Raw genomic sequence first — 1,540 nt, forward strand, 5'->3', positions numbered from 1 at the left:
CTCTAAAGCCCCTTAATCGTATTGGAGTCATCGTAGTGAATTAATGTACACTAATGATGAGGGGGACAAGAGCCATGAAAACTAACACACTTTATGATGAACAGCGGATAAAAGTGGCGCAAGAAGCACTCAGTGGGACAAAGATATCCTTTCTCGCTCGTAAATATTCGGTATCGCCCAGAACCATACGCAGTTGGGTAAAGATGTACAAAGAACGATTCGGTGATGAGGCGGTTCCTTCGGTTAGTCAGAGAATCTGATTCGAAGCGTCTTCAGGAATTAGAAGATAAATACGAGAAAGCCATAAAACTGCTTGGTGAAAAGGATCTTCAGATCGAACTGCTGCAAGAACTGTTAAAAAAGAGCAACCCCGCTTACAAGACAAAATTGAAATAGCCGACAAGTACATTAAGCGGGGTTACGCGGCAGCTCTCGTATTGCGTCTTGTCGGCGTTCATCAGTCAACGTATTATGCCCGAAAAAAGCGCCAATCGGAGCAATCAGTGTCTAGGAAAAAGCACGTTCAAGCTGGGCGTCCCTTTCCTGAATACTCGCTCACAGTCGATGGTCGGAAGATCAGCGATGCCCAAATTGAAGAGTGGTTAATGGAACTAGCCGAAGGCGAAGAACATAATTACGGCTACCGTAATTTAGCACATGCTCTTTATGTTCAACGAAGGTTGATTCTGAACCATAAAAAGTCTTATCGGCTGTGCAAGAAGCTAGGCCTATTGCACAAACAACGGCAGAAGAAGTTCAAGTATCCACGACGACTGCCTCAAAATCGAGTGATCACAGGTCCGAACCAATTGTGGCAAATGGACATTAAGTATGGTTATGTGGCCGGGTACGACAGCTTCTTCTTCCTGTTTGACATAATCGATGTATTTGACCGCACCCTTGTAGGGTATCACGTTGGATCGAGCTGCGAAGCCAAAGATGTTTGCGCCACCGTGAGACGGGCATTACAGAGCCGCTTGCAGCCTGGCGATAAGAAACCGGTCGTACGATCGGATAATGGTCCTCAATTCATGAGCAACCAGTTTGGTGATATGTGCCGGGAAGATGCGGAGAACCCCCTTATTCATGAACGGATACCACCAAAAACACCGAACATGAATGCGTACATCGAATCGTTCCACAGCATTATTGAACGTGATCTGTTTTCTAAAGAAGAATACGCCACATTCGAAGAAGCGTATCAATCGGTTCACGAGTATATCGAGTTTTACAACCTGCGGCGCTTTCACGGCAGCTTAAAGCGCATGACTCCCACTCAGTTCTACGATGCTTGGAAGGCTAAGAAGCTGCCTGAGATTAAAATTGCCGTATAACGCCCGTCAAGGCCCGCAAAGCGGTTCTATTTAGCCTTGAAGGAGCGTCGCATACCGCCCACACTCAATTATCTCTCCGGCCAAAGGCCGGGGACGGCTCACGCCGAGTGACGGGGTGCAGGGGGCGTGCTCCCTGCAAAAACAACAAGAAACTACGATATTTGGAGCAATTCACTATAACACTCCAAAATTAAGGGGCCGGACCG

General features: G+C 47.1%; 2 protein-coding genes. Both read left to right on the forward strand.

Going from position 1 to position 1,540, the window contains the following annotated elements:
- Nucleotides 1-74: 74 nt before the first annotated feature.
- On the forward strand, nucleotides 75-260 hold the full coding sequence (locus JET16_RS29720) for a helix-turn-helix domain-containing protein (protein WP_199624855.1): 186 nt from the start codon (nucleotides 75-77) through the stop codon (nucleotides 258-260).
- Between the two features lie 126 nt (nucleotides 261-386).
- A complete protein-coding gene (locus tag JET16_RS29725; protein WP_199624857.1) occupies nucleotides 387-1,334 on the forward strand; it encodes an IS3 family transposase in 948 nt (315 codons plus the stop codon).
- Nucleotides 1,335-1,540: the final 206 nt, after the last annotated feature.

The organism is Paenibacillus alkalitolerans, assembly GCF_016482785.1.
Classification (GTDB): Bacteria; Bacillota; Bacilli; order Paenibacillales; family YIM-B00363; genus Paenibacillus_AE; species Paenibacillus_AE alkalitolerans.